A 15,484-nucleotide genomic window follows, 5' to 3' on the forward strand; every position below is an offset into this window, starting at 1 on the left:
GTGGTCAGCCCTTCGCGCCGGGCGGCGGGCCGCCCGGCGCCCATTTCTCGCGCATTTCGAACAGCACGATCTGCGAGGCTTCCGGCCCCATGGGCGCCTCGCGCGCCACCCAGGTGTCGTCGTGCTTGTCCATGTCGGCGTCATATTCGAAGTGACAGCCAAGCGGACTGTTGAAATACCAGAACCAGTTCGAACCGAATTTATGGCGGCCCGGCCCCCAAAAACTCTGAAAGCCCTTCTTGACGAAGCGGGTGCCGGCGACCATCAGCTCGGTCGGGCCGCCCATATGGAAGGCCAGGTGTTCGCAGCCCTGCATGTATTCCGGCGTGCGGATGAAGAACAGCGTGTGGTGATCGTCGTTGGCCTTCGGCCGCAGGAATGGACCGGCACCCTTCAGCACATCGGTGATGACGAAGCCCAGGCGCGAACAGTAGAAATTCGCGGCAATCTCGATGTCGGGCACGAAGAGCACGACGTGGCTCAGTGAGCGCGGCAGAGCCGGCATCTCCTCCCAGACGCCGATTTCATTGGCTTTTCGCTGTGCAGGTGCGCCGGGTGCGTTGATCTTTTCGGCCGGCATATCTAGTTCGCGGCGGATGGTGACCTGGAACCTGAGTTCGAAGCCCTGGTCGTCCTTGACTTCGATCGAGCCATCCGAGAGCCGCGTCACGCGCCGGTCCTTGGCAAGTTCCGCCTCGATCGCATCGAGATCGGCAGCGGAGCGCACGCCATAGATCTGCTGGCGCAGCATGTTCGATGTCTTGAGCGGCGGCGGCAAGGCAGGGTCCGACTTGTGGCGGACGATGATACCGGTGCCGTCGAGTGCTTCGAACAGGCCGCCTTTGTCCGAGACGTCGACGGGCTTCAGGCCGAAGGCCGTCAGATATTCGATCGCGCCAGCCACGTCGTCGACACCGAAAACCAGATAGTCGGGACCTATGATATTCATTCTTCCATTCCTCCAGCATGCCCTTCGCCAAAGCGGCCGGCATCATCCATCGAGAGCGGTTCGCCCACCCAGAACCTCGGCGACCCAATCGGCGATATAGGCGCCGGCATTGGCCGAATTGTCGAAGCTCGAATGCTGGACGCCGCCGGTGCGGGCATCGAAAATCTTGAGTTCGCGGCGCGGGCTGTTGACCAACTGGTCATAGGTCGCCTGCGCCCAGTGCAGCGGGATCTGGCTGTCCTTCTCGCCGTGAGTGACGAGGAAGGGCACGCGAATGCGGTCGAGTATCCCGTCGAGATGGACGTTTTCGGCGATTGCCATGAACTCATTCATGTCCTTGGCGCCCCAGACCCAGCGCACGTGGTCCCAATAATGCGGCACCGGGAAATTGCCTTCCTTTGCGAGGCGCTTCTTCTGCACGTCGCGCCAATCGTGATTGGCGCCCCAGACCACGCCACAGGCGAAGCGCGGCTCGAATGCCACCACGCGGGGGCAGTAGTAGCCGCCGAGAGACACGCCCTCCATGCCGATCCGCCTGGGATCGATGTGCGGCTGCGTCTCCAGCCAGTCGACGATCCGGCTCGCCCAGTGTTCGCTGTCATAACGTGCGGTCAATCCCTGCAGGCGCAGGGCCTCGCCGGTGCCGGGCTGGTCGACGATCAGCGAAGCCACGCCGCGCTGAGCCAGCCATTTCGGCAGGCCGACGAGGAATTTCATCTCCTTGGTGCTGTCCAGTCCATTCACCTGAACCAGGATCGGTGCGGGACCTTGCACGCCCTCGGCAGGAACGTAGAGGGCCGAGAGATGCTTGCCTTCATAGGGAATCTCGACGCGTCGGCAGCGCGAACCGGACAGTTCAAGTCCCCTAGCAAAGGCCGCGAGAAAGCGCTGGTAGAGCGCAAGCCGCCCTTCCGAACCATGCGCCTGCAGGCGCTCGGCGGTGAGAAGATAGTTGGCGGCGCGGATCAGCTTGTCGCCGGCCGAGATTGTCCGACGGCGCGCTTCATCCTCTTCGGCAAGTGCGATCAACTTGTCGGCCATGGTCACCCAGGTCTGGCGGAAGGCCATGGTGCCAGCGGCGTCGGGCGCCTTGGCCGCGTCCTGCAGGGGGGCACACATTTCCTCGATTTCCCCGATCCGGGCGCCCATCTCGATCGACAGGTCGACGGAGAGGTTCCAGACATAGTTGGTGGGAAAATATTTGAACATCACGCCTCCACGCATTCCCACGGGGCATCGCCGTGTTTCGGGAAGCTGCGGCCTTCTTGAGCCCGATGAACGCCTCCCGATCAAAGAGCTAAGGGAAATCGAGGCGTTTATAAAATTGCTTATTTTAATTCCTCCTATTAACAGTGTGAATACCTGGGAGGGACATATGCGGTTTAAGAACCTCGACCTCAATCTTCTCGTCGCGCTCGACACGTTGATCCGCGTCCGCAATGTCAGCCGTGCCGCCGACGAAATGTTCATTACCCAATCGGCGATGAGCAATGCGCTGGGCCGGCTGCGCGATTATTTCGACGATCCCCTGCTGATCCAGGTCGGCCGCAGCATGGAACTGTCGCCTCTGGCTGTCACGCTGGAGCAGCCGCTGAGGGATATCATCGTCCGCATCGAAACAGCCGTCGTCTCGACGCCATCCTTTTCGCCGCAGCAATCGACCCGCAGCATCGGCCTCGTGGTGTCGGACTATACGCTGCACACGCTGATCCCGCCCTTTCTTCGCAGGGTTGCCGCCCAGGCGCCCGGCATCCGCATCGATCTCAAGCCGCAGCAGAATTTCCCGCATCTCTTGCTGGAACGGGGCGAAGCCGATCTGCTGGTCGCGCCGACCGTGTTCTGTTCGACCAACCATCCGATGGAAGAACTGCTGAAAGACGAATTCTGTGCCGTGGTGGATGCAGATGGGCCGTATGCCGCGGGCGGGCTGAGCAAGGAAGATTTCATCTCTGCCGGCCATATCGTCATGCTGCCGCCGAATGGCGGCGAAAGCGTCGCGCAGAAAGCCTGCCGGGAAATGGGCGTCGAACTCAAGGTGGAGGTAACGACCTTCTCGTTCACGTCGCTGCCGATCCTGGTCAGAGGCACGAACAGGATTGCGCTCGTCCAACGCAGTCTGGCCGAAATGATGACAAGACTCGACGGGCTGGCGATCGTGGAGCCGCCTCTCGCGCTGCCTCCGTTGGAACAATCGGTGCAGTGGCACAGCTATCGCACCCGTGATCCGGCCTTGATCTGGATCCGTTCGCAACTCAAGCAGGCCGCAGCGGAACGGCATGCCGCGTAGGGAAGACATCTTCCGCTAAAATACATCATCACTGAATATCAGGCATGCCGACTATTCAGCGTGTCAATACTTCTATGACGAATAGCAATTTTACATCCTTCAATCCCGTATCTAAGCAAGGTCCGGGAAGTTCATCGGCGTCGCTCGGGACGGAGTACCAGCGAAGCCGATCGACGCCGGGCGAGCTCCGCGCCGGCGTCACAGGGGTATGGCGGGACATCTGACGACATATTGAACCGGGCAGCAGGCGTTTGCCCGACGCTGCCAACCCCTAGCTCACGGGGAATGGAGGCGTGCGCCCGCACGACATTGACCCCATCCAGATTGACGCGCCAGCGATTGAAACCGCTCGGCGCGGCGGCTCATCGCATCATTGAAGAGGAGGGAATGATGAGACATTTTCGCAAACTGGCATCAGCCATGATCATGAGTTCGGTCTGCACCGTGGCGGCGCAGGCGGCGGAGAATGGCAATACCCAATATGCGCCCGGCGCGTCGCAATTCTTTGCCGGCTCCATCCCGCCCTATGAAGGCCTCTATTTCCTGTCGCAGACGAGCTATTTCAGCTCCGACCGGACCAATGACAGCAAGGGACACGAGATTCCGATCGACTTTCATGTCGATGCGGCCGTCGAGACGCTGCGCCTTCTCTATGTTTCCGACATCCGGGTCGGAGATGCGCAGGTCTGGGGCCAGCTCGTCCTGCCGGTCATCCATCTCAACCTGTCCTCCGTCTTTGCCAGCGATACCGCGTTTGCGCCTGGCGACATGACGGCAACGATCGGGCTCGCCTGGCACCCAGACCAGGCACAGACATTTGTTCTTGGGCTCGATGTCGGGATGCCGACCGGGCAATATGACAAGGATGCGTTTGCCAATACCGGGCTGAACCATTGGTCACTACAGCCGACGGCGGGCTATCACTATTTCGATCCGCAGGGGCTCGAACTGGCGGCCTCGGCGCGGGTGATCTTCAACAGCGAAAACACCGATACGCACTACCGATCCGGCGATGAATTCGTGCTGGATTACGCGGCGGGCTGGAACTTCGACAAGGTCAAAGTCGGGGCGACCGGTTACTATCTCTTGCAGTTTACCGATGACACCGGACCAGGCGTTGCAACGGACGGACATCGCGGCAAAGGTTTCGCGATCGGCCCATCGCTGACCTATAGCTTCAATCCGGCAATGCAATTGAGCGCCTCCTGGCAACACGACCTCATGGCGGAAAACCGTGCCCAGGGCGACGCTGTCTGGCTCAATTTCGCGACAAAATTCTAGGATCGATCGATTTCGTCCTATCCAGACCGGTCATGCCCACTCAACGCGGCAAAGCGGCCTCTTCGAGCCGTCGCCTGAGCCGCGGAGCGGCGAAATCGATAAAGCTTCGCAACTTGAGCGGGATCGTCCCCTGTGCCTGGTGAAGCAGCCAGACCGGCAATGGCGGCCCCTCGAAGGCGCCGAGCACGACTTGCAGCTTGCTCTCCTTTATCGCGCGTGCCGCCTGGTAGGAGAGCACGCGGGTGATGCCGACGCCGGCAATTGCCGCATCGAGTGCGGCTTCCGCCGTGTTCACCGATAGCCGCGGCTGGATTGCCACCGCATGGTCGCGGCTATGCTCCGCCAGCTTGAAGGTCCAGGACGGCGGTGAGCCCAGCATGTCGAAGGCGATCGAGGGGCGGTTTGCCAAGTCGTCCGGATCAGTGGGGACGCCATGTTGCTCGAAATGGGCCGGGCTGCCGCAGACGACATAACGCACCTCGCCGATGCGCATGGCGATCATCGAACTGTCGGGCAGTGCACCGATGCGGACGGCGAGGTCCACGCGGTCTTCGAGAAGATGCATATTGCGGTCCGAGAGCCATATCCGGATATTGATTTCCGGATAAGCGGCGAGGAATTCGTTGACCATGGGCAGGACATGCAGCCGGCCGAAAACGATTGGGGCGGTGAGCACCAGTTCGCCCTTCGGCGCCATTTGCTCGCCCGCCACCTGCCGCTCGGCATCCCCCACCTCGTCCAGGATACGCTTGCAGGATTGGAAATAGGCGCTGCCGGCGTCTGTCAGCGTCAGGCGGCGGGTCGAGCGCAGCAGCAGCCGGGCGCCGAGATGCTCTTCCAGTTCCGCCAGCTTGCGGCTGACGGTCGGCAGCGGCATGCCGAGGCGACGGCCAGCGGAGGTCAGGCTTCCGCCTTCCACGGCAGCAACGAAGATCGACATGCCCTCGAGGCGATCCATATTTTCTCGAAATTTGAAATAATCCTTTTTGAAAATAGCAGATTATCTCAATTTCTGTGAAGCCCTATTTTTCTCCCAGTGAGAAGGCGGCTGTGCAATTTGCGCTGACCGCCCCCGCCGATTGTGAAGGAGAAAGTCATGTCCTACGGATTCCTCGATATCGCCTCGACCCCAAGTGTCCGCGCCGCCCAGGCCGCGATGGGCAGCGCACATGTCTGGCAGGATTTCGCAAGCGATCGTGCTTTCAGCCGGTTTACGGCGAATGAAGCAGCGTTCATTGCCGAGCGCGACAGCTTTTACATGGCCACCGTATCGGAGACCGGCTGGCCCTATGTGCAGCATCGTGGCGGACCGAAGGGGTTTCTCAAGGTGATCGACGACAAGACGCTGGCCTTCGCCGATTATCGTGGCAACAGGCAATATATCAGCCTCGGCAATGTCGATGCCGGCGGCCGGGCGGCGCTCATCCTGATGGATTATGCAAGACGAACCCGTCTGAAACTCTATGTTCATGTGGAGGCTCTGGCGCTCGATGCCGATCCGGCGCTGACGGAACGTGTTTTCGACACGGACTATCGCGGCAAGCCCGAACGGTTTTTTCGCTTGCGCCTGGAGGCGTTTGACTGGAACTGTCCGCAGCACATCACGCCGCGCTTCACCGAGGCTGAGATCGCCGCGGCCGTGCAGCCGCTGCACGAGCGTCTGGCGGCATTGGAAGCCGAAAACGCCAGCCTGCGCGCCAGGCTCGCCGAACAGGGAGATTGATTGATCATGGAAGCTGAACGTCCGCCTCTGCCGCCTTTCACCGATGCCGAAAGTGCGGCGAAAAAAGTCCGGCTTGCCGAGGATGCCTGGAACAGCCGCGATCCGGAGCGGGTGTCGCTTGCCTATACGCCGGACAGCCGTTGGCGCAACCGCGACCTGTTCATCAATGGCCGCGCGGAGATCCGCGACTTTCTCGCCGCGAAATGGGCGAAGGAGCTCGACTATCGCCTGATCAAGGAATTGTGGGCCTATACAGGCGATCGCATCGCCGTGCGCTTCGCTTATGAATGGCATGACAACGAGGGCCGCTGGTTTCGCAGCTATGGCAACGAGAACTGGGAATTCGATGAGCGGGGCCTGATGAAGCGCCGCCATGCCAGCATCAATGACCTCGCGCTCAAGTCGGATGCGGAAAGGTTGTTTCACTGGCCGCAAGGGCGTCGTCCGGACGCCCATCCGTCGCTCAGCGATCTCGGCCTCTGAGCTGCCCGCGCGGCGACATGCCGGGCGGAAGGGTCTGCTTGTCTGCCCGTCGCCACCGCCTATATCTTCTAGGCCGAAGAGCGCCCTGCGACCGCACGGGATTTCAGCGTGGAAGAGCGACGGGAGAATGCGGGATGGACATTACTGGAAGCGAGACGATCCCGGCGCCGCTCGAAGTCGTCTGGCGGGCGCTCAACGATCCCGGACTCCTCAAACAGTGCATTCCCGGCTGCGAGGCTCTCGACTGGACATCCGACACGACACTGAATGCGACGCTGGTGGTGAAGTTCGGCCTGATCAAGGTGCGGTTCGAAGGCACGATCGAGCTTTCTAATCTCAAGCCGCCGCATTCCTACACCATTGCCGCCCAAGGCAAAGGCGGGCTCATGGGATTCGCGAAGGGCTCGGCCGACGTGACGTTGACGGGCGAGGGACCCGATACGACCGTGCTGACCTATGTTGCCGGAGGTGACGTTGGCGGCAAGATTGCGCAACTGGGCAGCCGTTTGGTCAGTGCCGTGACGAGCAAACTTGCCGAGCAGTTTTTTGCCAAATTGTCCGCCAAGGCGGCGGGAAGCGTTGCGTAGTGGCTTCAAATTCAAGCCAGGCGTTGCTATATGGAATTATACGGAGGGTTCCTCCGGAATGATGAATGTCTGATATGAATTTTGCCGATCGTTCGGAAACGATGCCGCGGCCTTGCGCCTTGCGAAGGACATGCCCAAGCATTTCATTCATTCCGCGATTTGCTATCGTCCTCGCCGCGGCCGCGTCTCGGCTGCGATCTCAGCTATAGTCGGGAGTGCGCCATGACACGACCATCCGATAGTCTCGATCCACTTGCGATTGCCGAGGCCTGGAAGGCTGGTGGGCGCGAAGTGGCGATCGCCACGGTCATCGAAACCTGGGGCTCGGCGCCGCGTCCGGCCGGCAGCCATCTGATCGTCGACAGGGACGGCAATTTCGAAGGCTCGGTGTCCGGCGGCTGCGTCGAGGGCGAAGTGATTTCGGAGGCGGGGGACATCATCGCCTCGGGCCGGCCGAAAATGCTGGAATTCGGCGTCGCCGACGAAACGGCCTGGCGCGTCGGCCTATCCTGCGGCGGGCGCATTCGCGTCTATGTCGAAAGGCTCGACTGATGCAGCAGGCTCTGTTGACGCGTCTGAATGCTGCCCGTGCAGCGCGAGAGACGGTGGTGCATGTGATCGATCTTGCTGCTGGCGAGAGCCGGATCATCGCCGAAGGCGAGATTGTCGACGATGTGCTGGTTTCAGCAGTTTCGGCGGCGTTCCGCTCGGGCAGGGCCGGCACCGTTGAGGCCGATGGCCGTTCCTTCTTCCTCAATCCCTACCTGCCGCCGGTTCGGATCGTGGCAATCGGCGCGGTGCATATCAGCCAGGCGCTGGCGGCGATGGCGACACTGGCCGGCTTCGACATCCGCATCATTGATCCACGCACGGCCTTCGCCACGCCGGAACGCTTTGCCGGATTCGAACTGATCGCCGACTGGCCGGCGGACGTCTTGCAGGAGCATCCGCTCGACCGCTATTCCGCGCTGGTCGCGCTCACCCATGATCCGCGGATCGACGACCACCCGCTCGTCGCGGCACTGACGGCCGGCTGCTTCTATGTCGGCGCGCTCGGCAGCAAGAAGACGCATGCCAAGCGGCTGGAGCGACTGGCGAATGACGGTGTTTCGAAGGCCGAACTGGCGCGCATCCATGCGCCGATCGGCTTCGATATCGGCGCGGCGAGCCCAGCCGAAATCGCTGTATCGATCCTCGCCGAAATCATCCAGGCACTGAGGCGGCCGGAAGGTGCAGGCCAGGGAAGGCGCGGGCGATGATTTTCGGCGATCTGCCACTGCGTGAAGCCCAGGGCGCCATCCTTGCGCATGCCGTCAGGCTGGCGGACCGGCAGTTTCCCAAGGGTCACGTGCTGACGGAGGTGGATCTCGATGCACTCAGGTCGAGTGCTGTCGAAAGCGTCATTGCTGCACGCCTCGATCCCGGCGATCTTTCCGAGGATGAGGCGGCGGCGGCGTTGGCCGCTGCGATTGCGCCGGATCATCTGCGTTTTTCCGAGGCGGCGACGGGCCGGGTCAACATCTATGCCGGCGTCAACGGCCTGTTCACCGCGGACCGCGAGGTCATTGACCGGCTGAACCGCATCGACCCGGCGATGACGCTGGCCTGTCTGGCAGATCGGTCGGTGGTACAGGCCGGCGCCATGGTGGCGACATTCAAGATCATTCCACTCGCCGTGCCGCGCGACAAGGTCGAGTGGGCAAAGGATATTCTCGGCTCCTCGCCGCCCTTCCAGGTCCAGCCCTTTGCCGCGCATTCGGTTTTCCTCGTGGCAACCGAGCTGCCATCGCTAAAGCCGTCGGTCATGGACAAGACGGCGCGGGTTCTGGCGCAGCGGCTTCAGCTGTCCGGCAGCCGCCTCATTCAGGAAGTGCGCGTGCCGCATGAGACTGCGCCGGTGGTAGAAGCGATCGAGACGGCGATGGCGGTGCCGGGGTATGAGCGCAAGCTCATCATCGTATTTGGCGCCTCGGCCGTGATCGATCCTGCGGATGTCATCCCGGCAGCGATCCGGCAGGCGGGCGGCGAGGTCATCCGGGTCGGCATGCCGGTCGATCCGGGCAATCTGCTTGTCCTCGGGCGGATCGCCGACGTGCCGGTGATCGGTGCGCCGGGCTGCGCCCGCAGCCCGAAGGAAAACGGTTTTGATTGGGTGATGGACAGAATCCTTGCCGGCGACATGCCGACATCAGATGATATCAGTGGTTTGGGCGTCGGAGGACTGCTGATGGAAATACAGACGAGGCCGCGGCCGCGTGAGACTGCGGAAAAGCCGCCGTCGCAGATTTCGGTTGCCGTCGTGCTGCTGGCAGCCGGTCGGGCGAGCCGCATGGGCGAGGGCGGGTCGCACAAGCTACTGGCTGAATTCGATGGCGTGCCGTTGATCCGTCGGGCGGCGGAAAATGCGCTGGCGAGCGGCGGCGGTTCGGTGACGGTGGTGACTGGCTATCGTGACGGCGAGATTGCTGCGGCGCTTGGGGGGCTGGAGATCAGTCTGACCCACAATCCAGACTATGCCGCGGGCATGGCCGGGTCATTGATTGCCGGTTTTTCGACGCCTGAGGTGCGGGCGGCGGATGGGGTGCTGGTGATGCTGGCGGATATGCCGCGTGTCACGGCCGATAGTCTGAGGCTGCTGATTGCCGCGTTCCGCGAGGTGGGCGGGCAGGCGATCGTCCGTGCTGTGTCTCAAGGCAAGCGCGGCAATCCGGTGATCCTGCCTGCGTCATTGCATGACGAGGTGATGCGGCTTGAGGGCGATGTCGGGGCGCGGCATATCATCGAGACATCGGGGCTCGCGGTCATCGATGTCGATATCGGCAATGCGGCGCATCTCGATGTCGATACACCGGAGGCGGTTGTTGCGGCTGGTGGTGTGCTGAAGGGGTGACCGCGTATCGATGAGACTGTCGCGGTGCCGGTGATCCGCCCCTCATCCGCCTGCCGGCACCTTCTCCCCGTAGTGATGGGGCGAAGGGACTTGCGGCGCCGCTTTCGTCCCTCTCAGGCGTCCGAGAGTGCGTCGAGGCGAGGCAAACTCGGAGCGGATTCCCTCGCCCCGTTTACGGGGAGAGGGTTAGGGTGAGGGGCAGCGTCAGGCGCAGAAGCTGGTGGGGTAGCGCCAGGCCGGGAGTGCGAGATCGCGCGATCAGCTCCGCGGCTTCAAATTCTCCGGATCGTAAATCGGCTTGTAGCCCACCCCAACCACCTCCACCGGATAGGTCTCGGCGAAATATTCGACATTCAGCTTGCGGCCGACCTGGCAGTGCGACCAGGGCAGGTAGGCGAGCGCGATGTTCTTGCCGATTGTTGGGCCAAAGGCGATCGAGGTGGTGTAGGAGCGGCGGCCGAGTTCGTCGACCAGTACGTTGCCCGTTTCCGGATCGATCACCGGCAGTGAGCCGACCGGGTAGCGGGCGACGCCGTTCTTGTCGGTATTCTCGGTCATGACCAGGGTGCAGAGCATGGCCGGCTGGTGATCGCGGGCCTTGTATTCGAGATGCTTGGCCTTGCCGCGGAAATCGACATCCTTGACCTTCGGACGCGCCAAATCGCTTTCGATCAGGTTATACTGGGTCAGGAGGTCAGCGTTCTGCAGGCGCAGGCTCTTTTCCATGCGGCGGGAATTGGCATAGGTTTCGACGCCGAAGGCCATGACGCCGGTGGCGCGCAGTGCGTCCCAGACGGCGAGGCCGTCCTCGTATTTCATATGCAGTTCCCAGCCCTGTTCGCCGACATAGGAAATGCGGAAGGCGCTGACCGGCTTGCCGGCGATCTCGATCTGCTTGATCGCAGCGAAAGCGAAATTTTCGAGATCGAGGCCAGCCGGATCGGCAACGACCTTCTTCAGCGTGGCGCGGGCATTCGGACCCCAGATGCCGATGGTGATGTACTTCTCCGACACGTCGGTGACGGTGACATCGAAACCTTTGTCCTCGGCGATGCGCTTGACATAGTGGAAGTCGCGCGGGCCGGCATCGGCACCGTCGACGACACGGATGCGGTCGGTCATGCGGAAGGCGGTGAAGTCGGCGCGGACCATGCCCTCGTCGTCGAGGAAGTGGGTATAGATGCCCTTGCCGATATTGGCATCACCGCCGATTTTCGCGGCGCACAGCCATTCCAGCAGCTCGACATGGTCAGGACCTTCGACGTCGAACATGTAGAAATGGCTGAGGTTGACGATGCCGCAATCCTCGCTCATCGCCAGATGTTCGGCATTCGAGACGCGCCAGAAATGGCGGTTGTCCCATTCGTTTGCCCGCACCGGAACGCGGTTGCCGTATTTCTCCAGAAGATGCTCGTTGGCGGCGTAGCCATGGGACCGTTCCCAGCCGCCAAGCTCCATGAAATGGCCGCCGAGCTCCTTCTCGCGCTCGTAGAAGGGCGAGCGCTTGGCATTGCGGCTGCTGGCATAGGGCTCGCGCGGATGCACGGCCGGGAAATAGATTTTTTGCGCGGCTTCGAAGCTGCGGCCGTGGATGAATTCTTCCGTCAGCTGGTGCGGGTAGAAGCGCGAATAATCGATGCTGTTATGGTCGATTTCGGTGCGGCCGTCGGTCATCCAGTCGGCGATCAGCTTGCCGTAGCCAGGGCCGTCCTTGACCCAGATGGCGACGCAATACCAGAGGCCGCGAACCTTCTGGCTCTCGCCGCAGGACGGGCCGCCGGCGGCGGAGACCTGCAGCAGGCCGTTGAAGGAATGGCCCTCGTTATAGCCAAGTTCGCCGAGGATCGGGGTCAGTTCCATCGCCCGCTCCAGCGGCTCGATGATCTGGTCCATTTCCAGGTCGCGCTGCGACGGCGACAGGCGGGATTCGTGCTTTTCGAGGATTTCGCGCGGATGGCAGAGGCGCGGATTGTTCGCCTCGTAATAACCCCATTCGATCTGGCCGCCTTCGGCCGTGGTCGGGTCGCCAGTGTCGCGCATATAGGCGGAGTTGCCCTGGTCGCGCAGCAGCGGATAGCCGATTTCCTTGCCGGTGCCTTCGAATTCATTGAACGGGCCGAAGAAGGTCAGCGGATGGTCCACCGGCATCACCGGCAGGTCTTCGCCGACCATGGCCGCGATCAGGCGGCCCCAGATGCCGGCGCAGACGATGACATGATCCGCCATGATCGTGCCGCGATGGGTGACGACGCCCTTGATATGGCCGTTCTCGACGATCAGTGATTGCGCCGCTGTGTTGGCGAAGACTTTCAGCTTGCCGGATTTCTCGGCCGTGTCGATCAGCTTGCCGGCGACCGTCTGCGAGCGTGGAATGACGAGGCCGGCATCGGGGTCGAACATGCCGCCCATGACCTGGTCCTGCTCGATCAGCGGGAAGAGCTTCTTGATTTCTTCCGGCGAGACGAGATGGGCGCGGGTGCCGAAAGCCTTGGCCGACGTCACCTTGCGCTTGATCTCTTCCATCCAAGTGTCGTCGCCGGTGCGGGCGACTTCGAGGCCGCCGACGCGGGCGTAGTGGCCCATCTTCTCGTAGAAATCGATCGAATACTGGGTCGTCCAGACCGACAGATAGTCGTGGCTGGTCGTATAGCAGAAGTCGGAAGCGTGGGCAGTGGAGCCGATATCGGTCGGTATGCCTGATTTGTCGATGCCGACGATGTCGTCCCAGCCGCGTTCGATCAGGTGGTGGGCGATCGATGCGCCGACGATACCGCCCAGACCGATGATGACCACTTTCGCTTTCTGAGGAAATTCTGCCATTCTTGTAACCCCGTGTGATGTTGGCGACAATCTTAGGGCTTGCGACGTCGCAATTGAAGCCTGTCTGCGACATTCTCAAAAGGCTGCACGACGGGCGGCATTGCCGTCGTGCAAAACTGCGGTTTGTGTCTCGCGCATGGCCAGTGCCGCCGGCCGGTACTGGCATTCTCTTGCAAAATGTTGCATCCACGTCGGGGGATCGAGCAGGAGCAACTGATCCCGCCGATCGTCTGTCGGACTGCCAGGATGGGGAAGCGCATGTTTCATTCTCTCTACAGCCACGATTTCATTCGCATCATGGCTTATGTGCCGCGCGGCGCGGTCAGCGATCCGGCCTTTGCGGCAAACGAAGTGCTGGAGGGTGCTGCGAAAGGCGCTGCCGAACATGCAGCCCTGGTGCTCTTTCCCGAACTTACCCTGTCATCCTATTCGATAGACGATCTCCTGCTGCAGGATGTGTTGCTCGAAGAGGTCGAGCGGCAGATCGCCCGGATCGTCGATGCGTCGAAAAAGCTGTTTCCGGTGCTGGTGATCGGGGCGCCGCTCCGCGCGCTCGGCAGCCTCTTCAACACGGCGGTGATCATTCATCGCGGCGAAATCCTCGGTGTCGTGCCGAAAAGCTATCTGCCGAACTATCGCGAATTCTACGAGCGCCGGCATTTCAAGTCCGGAGCCGGAGTGACAGGCGAGATGATCGCGGTCGCCGGCCGTGACGTGCCGTTTGGCACGGACCTGATCTTTGCCTCGTCCGGCTCGGCAAAGTTCACCTTCCATGCCGAGATCTGCGAGGATTTCTGGGTGCCGATGCCGCCGTCGTCGCGGGCCGCCCTGGCCGGCGCCGAAATCCTGCTCAACCTGTCGGCCAGCAATATCACCATCGGCAAGGCCGAGACACGCCGGCGGCTCTGCGAGAGCCAGTCGTCGCGGGCGATTGCGGCCTATGCCTATTCCGCCGCCGGTCCGGGCGAATCGACCACCGACCTCGCCTGGGACGGCCAGGCCGAAATTTTCGAAATGGGCAATCAGCTTGCTTCGACCAATCGCTTTTCCTGGCAGCCGGAGGCGGCGATTGCCGATATCGATGTCGGACGTCTTCGCCAGGAGCGGATGCGGACCAACACTTTCGGCGATACCGTCAGCAACGAGATTGGCGCCGCGCCGGCTTTCCGGACAATGACCTTTGCACTTGATGTGCCGGCCGAGCCTGTTGCGCTACGCCGGCCGATCGAACGCTTTCCCTATGTTCCGTCCGACCCGAAGCGGCTCGCCGAGGATTGCTACGAGGCCTACAATATCCAGGTCCAGGGCCTTGCCAAGCGGCTCAAGGCGACCGGCATGAAGCATGCCGTCATCGGTGTGTCCGGTGGCCTCGATTCCACCCATGCGCTGATTGTGACTGCCCGCGCCATGGACCTGATCGGCCTCGATCGCTCCGGCATCCTTGCCTATACGCTTCCCGGCTTCGCGACGTCGGAAGGCACCAAGAGCAATGCCTGGGCGCTGATGCGCGCCATCGGCGCCACGGCGGAAGAGATCGATATCAAGCCCGCGGCGCGGCAGATGCTGGCCGATATGGGCCATCCCTTCGCCGAGGGCAAACCGGTCTATGACGTCACCTTCGAAAACGTCCAGGCCGGGCTGAGGACCGACTATCTCTTCCGGCTCGCCAACCGGCACAATGCGCTTGTGGTCGGCACCGGCGACCTCTCCGAACTCGGCCTCGGCTGGTGCACCTTTGGCGTCGGCGATCACATGTCGCATTATAACGTCAACGGCTCGGTGTCGAAGACGCTGATCCAGCACCTGATCCGCTTCGTTGCGGCGTCCGGCGATTTCGACGAACGAACCGGCGAATTGCTGCGGATGATTCTGGCAACGGAGATTTCGCCGGAACTCGTGCCGGCTGAGCCGGGGGCGCAGATCCAGTCCACCCAGGCGATCGTTGGTCCATACGCATTGCAGGATTTCAATCTCTATTACCTGACGCGCTACGGTTTCCGGCCATCCAAGATCGCCTTCCTCGCGCTTGCCGCCTGGCGGGATATCAACGAGGGCAACTGGCCGTCAGGTCTGCCGGAAAGCGACTACAAGGCCTATAGCTTGACCGAGATCAAGCACTGGCTCGGCCTGTTCCTGCGGCGCTTCTTCGCCAACCAGTTCAAGCGCTCGACGCTCCCCAACGGCCCGAAGATCACCTCGGGTGGATCGCTCTCGCCGCGCGGCGATTGGCGGATGCCGTCGGATGCGAGCTCGGCGTTGTGGCTGAAGGAACTCGCCGAGAATGTGCCGGATGCGTGAGCAAGAGGTCTGATGTGGCCCTTCAAGCACTTTAACCGCGCTTGCAGCCTTTGGCGCCGCGAAGCCTCGGGCGAATTGTAGCAGCCGTCATGTSTCGCCGAGGGTTGACCTCGGGCGCGAACCGTTCATTTATGCCTCGCCGCGTCTTCCCGGTTTGATCAGGGAG

Annotated in this window: 13 protein-coding genes; 9 read left to right on the plus strand and 4 right to left on the minus strand. The window is 61.9% G+C overall.

Going from position 1 to position 15,484, the window contains the following annotated elements; all coding sequences use genetic code 11:
- Positions 1-4: 4 nt before the first annotated feature.
- Both AC1DYF_RS23010 and AC1DYF_RS23015 read right to left on the minus strand, forming a co-directional pair.
- On the minus strand, positions 5-949 hold the full coding sequence (locus AC1DYF_RS23010; RefSeq protein ID WP_477879097.1) for a VOC family protein: 945 nt from the start codon (positions 947-949) through the stop codon (positions 5-7).
- 42 nt (positions 950-991) lie between these two features.
- Complete coding sequence (locus AC1DYF_RS23015) at positions 992-2,158, minus strand: alpha/beta hydrolase family protein (RefSeq protein WP_477879098.1); 1,167 nt, start codon at positions 2,156-2,158, stop codon at positions 992-994.
- A gap of 166 nt (positions 2,159-2,324) precedes the next feature.
- Between AC1DYF_RS23015 and AC1DYF_RS23020 the strand changes: the two genes are divergently transcribed.
- Positions 2,325-3,236, plus strand: a complete 912-nt coding sequence (locus AC1DYF_RS23020) for a LysR family transcriptional regulator (protein WP_477879099.1) — start codon at positions 2,325-2,327, stop codon at positions 3,234-3,236.
- Positions 3,237-3,626: 390 nt separating this feature from the next.
- The gene (locus tag AC1DYF_RS23025; protein ID WP_477879100.1) at positions 3,627-4,517 is read left to right on the plus strand and encodes a SphA family protein; all 891 of its coding nucleotides are present in this window, start codon (positions 3,627-3,629) and stop codon (positions 4,515-4,517) included.
- 40 nt (positions 4,518-4,557) lie between these two features.
- Here the strand turns inward: AC1DYF_RS23025 and AC1DYF_RS23030 are convergent, their stop codons facing one another.
- Positions 4,558-5,475, minus strand: coding sequence for a LysR family transcriptional regulator (locus AC1DYF_RS23030; protein ID WP_477879101.1), 918 nt, complete (start codon positions 5,473-5,475; stop codon positions 4,558-4,560).
- Positions 5,476-5,613: 138 nt separating this feature from the next.
- Between AC1DYF_RS23030 and AC1DYF_RS23035 the strand changes: the two genes are divergently transcribed.
- The 6 genes from AC1DYF_RS23035 to AC1DYF_RS23060 all read left to right on the plus strand — a co-directional run bounded on the left by AC1DYF_RS23035 (position 5,614) and on the right by AC1DYF_RS23060 (position 10,200).
- Positions 5,614-6,240, plus strand: coding sequence for a pyridoxamine 5'-phosphate oxidase family protein (locus AC1DYF_RS23035; RefSeq protein WP_477879102.1), 627 nt, complete (start codon positions 5,614-5,616; stop codon positions 6,238-6,240).
- A gap of 6 nt (positions 6,241-6,246) precedes the next feature.
- Positions 6,247-6,723, plus strand: a complete 477-nt coding sequence (locus tag AC1DYF_RS23040; RefSeq protein ID WP_477879103.1) for a nuclear transport factor 2 family protein — start codon at positions 6,247-6,249, stop codon at positions 6,721-6,723.
- A gap of 134 nt (positions 6,724-6,857) precedes the next feature.
- Positions 6,858-7,310, plus strand: a complete 453-nt coding sequence (locus AC1DYF_RS23045; RefSeq protein ID WP_477879104.1) for a CoxG family protein — start codon at positions 6,858-6,860, stop codon at positions 7,308-7,310.
- Between the two features lie 222 nt (positions 7,311-7,532).
- On the plus strand, positions 7,533-7,862 hold the full coding sequence (locus AC1DYF_RS23050) for an XdhC family protein (RefSeq protein WP_477879105.1): 330 nt from the start codon (positions 7,533-7,535) through the stop codon (positions 7,860-7,862).
- Positions 7,862-8,569 carry an XdhC family protein gene (locus AC1DYF_RS23055; protein WP_477879106.1) on the plus strand — a complete coding sequence of 236 codons (708 nt, stop codon included), beginning with the start codon at positions 7,862-7,864 and terminating at the stop codon, positions 8,567-8,569. The genes AC1DYF_RS23050 and AC1DYF_RS23055 overlap by 1 nt, the downstream gene beginning before the upstream one ends.
- Positions 8,566-10,200, plus strand: a complete 1,635-nt coding sequence (locus AC1DYF_RS23060) for an NTP transferase domain-containing protein (protein WP_477879107.1) — start codon at positions 8,566-8,568, stop codon at positions 10,198-10,200. Before AC1DYF_RS23055 ends, AC1DYF_RS23060 begins: the two co-directional genes overlap by 4 nt.
- Positions 10,201-10,458: 258 nt before the next feature.
- On the opposite strand, the gene AC1DYF_RS23065 is transcribed toward AC1DYF_RS23060, so the two are convergent.
- Positions 10,459-13,020 carry a GcvT family protein gene (locus AC1DYF_RS23065; RefSeq protein WP_477879108.1) on the minus strand — a complete coding sequence of 854 codons (2,562 nt, stop codon included), beginning with the start codon at positions 13,018-13,020 and terminating at the stop codon, positions 10,459-10,461.
- Positions 13,021-13,278: 258 nt separating this feature from the next.
- Between AC1DYF_RS23065 and AC1DYF_RS23070 the strand changes: the two genes are divergently transcribed.
- Positions 13,279-15,318, plus strand: coding sequence for an NAD(+) synthase (locus tag AC1DYF_RS23070; protein WP_477879109.1), 2,040 nt, complete (start codon positions 13,279-13,281; stop codon positions 15,316-15,318).
- Positions 15,319-15,484: the final 166 nt, after the last annotated feature.

The organism is Rhizobium sp. P2_G9 (assembly GCF_056403475.1).

Coding starts and splice junctions, on each gene's coding strand:
- AC1DYF_RS23070 (WP_477879109.1), top strand. CDS start 13,279: ATGTTTCATTCTCTCTACAGCCACGATTTCATTCGCATCATGGCTTAT.
- AC1DYF_RS23025 (WP_477879100.1), top strand. CDS start 3,627: ATGAGACATTTTCGCAAACTGGCATCAGCCATGATCATGAGTTCGGTC.
- AC1DYF_RS23040 (WP_477879103.1), top strand. CDS start 6,247: ATGGAAGCTGAACGTCCGCCTCTGCCGCCTTTCACCGATGCCGAAAGT.
- AC1DYF_RS23045 (WP_477879104.1), top strand. CDS start 6,858: ATGGACATTACTGGAAGCGAGACGATCCCGGCGCCGCTCGAAGTCGTC.
- AC1DYF_RS23015 (WP_477879098.1), bottom strand. CDS start 2,158: ATGTTCAAATATTTTCCCACCAACTATGTCTGGAACCTCTCCGTCGAC.
- AC1DYF_RS23065 (WP_477879108.1), bottom strand. CDS start 13,020: ATGGCAGAATTTCCTCAGAAAGCGAAAGTGGTCATCATCGGTCTGGGC.
- AC1DYF_RS23030 (WP_477879101.1), bottom strand. CDS start 5,475: ATGGATCGCCTCGAGGGCATGTCGATCTTCGTTGCTGCCGTGGAAGGC.
- AC1DYF_RS23055 (WP_477879106.1), top strand. CDS start 7,862: ATGCAGCAGGCTCTGTTGACGCGTCTGAATGCTGCCCGTGCAGCGCGA.
- AC1DYF_RS23035 (WP_477879102.1), top strand. CDS start 5,614: ATGTCCTACGGATTCCTCGATATCGCCTCGACCCCAAGTGTCCGCGCC.
- AC1DYF_RS23050 (WP_477879105.1), top strand. CDS start 7,533: ATGACACGACCATCCGATAGTCTCGATCCACTTGCGATTGCCGAGGCC.
- AC1DYF_RS23010 (WP_477879097.1), bottom strand. CDS start 949: ATGAATATCATAGGTCCCGACTATCTGGTTTTCGGTGTCGACGACGTG.
- AC1DYF_RS23020 (WP_477879099.1), top strand. CDS start 2,325: ATGCGGTTTAAGAACCTCGACCTCAATCTTCTCGTCGCGCTCGACACG.
- AC1DYF_RS23060 (WP_477879107.1), top strand. CDS start 8,566: ATGATTTTCGGCGATCTGCCACTGCGTGAAGCCCAGGGCGCCATCCTT.